Source organism: Bradyrhizobium sp. Ken51 (genome assembly GCF_055807435.1).
The window spans coordinates 1-685 of sequence record NZ_JBVVPB010000128.1 but is presented as its reverse complement, the minus strand read 5'-3'; the positions used below and the strand labels follow the sequence as shown (position 1 = coordinate 685).

General features: G+C 54.0%; 2 protein-coding genes. Both read right to left on the bottom strand.

Going from position 1 to position 685, the window contains the following annotated elements:
- Window positions 1–464: hemerythrin domain-containing protein (locus tag AC0L27_RS41125; RefSeq protein ID WP_473323807.1), on the bottom strand; the 464-nt coding region annotated here is incomplete at its 3' end.
- A 22-nt stretch (window positions 465–486) separates the two neighbouring features.
- Window positions 487–685 (bottom strand): hypothetical protein (locus AC0L27_RS41120; protein ID WP_473323804.1); only part of this gene is annotated, 199 nt, incomplete at its 5' end.

Here is a 685-nt window from a genome sequence, read left to right as displayed (position 1 = left end):
TGACTCGTCGCGGCTGAAGCGATCTCAGTCCAATCTTGAGGCTCGAGAACCTTAACTGCCACGGGAAAAAAATCGCGATCTTCCATCCTCATGTGACGGCGCTCGTGCGCGATAAAATCCCGAATGATAAGATCCACATCTTCGGGCAGAATGCCACGTTCCGCGAGAACGCTGTCGACCGCCTGAGCGACGCGGCGTAAAAGTTGGCCCCCTTTCTGGTGTTCGCGAGCTAGATCGCCGACCTTCGCAGCAGCGGCTGGATCTCGTGCCCTCAGCTTGGCAAATACCAAGTCTTCCTGGGGATGATGATAAACATCTGGGTAGACTTCGAAGTAACTGATAACCGCGTGAATGACCTCGTAGTCAGCACGGTCGCCGCGGTCGAATACCTCGAGCTCCCGCTCGAGGATGGCCAGCAGCTTCTCAATGTTGAGATGCTCTTGGGATAAGCGCTCTATGATCATGGCAGAGCTCCATAAACGGATCTCAATATAGTCTTTGGTCGAGTGTCAGCATTTGCGACAGATCAATCCGAGACAATGCGATTTTAAGATCGCGCAACTCGTGCGGACCATGCTCGCGATTGCCTAGCCGCAATTTAGACCCATATTCTGAATTGCAGATGCGTGTGAAACGGGAAAGCCGCGGTCTGCGATGGCGGATTGCGTCCGAAAACTGCCACGCC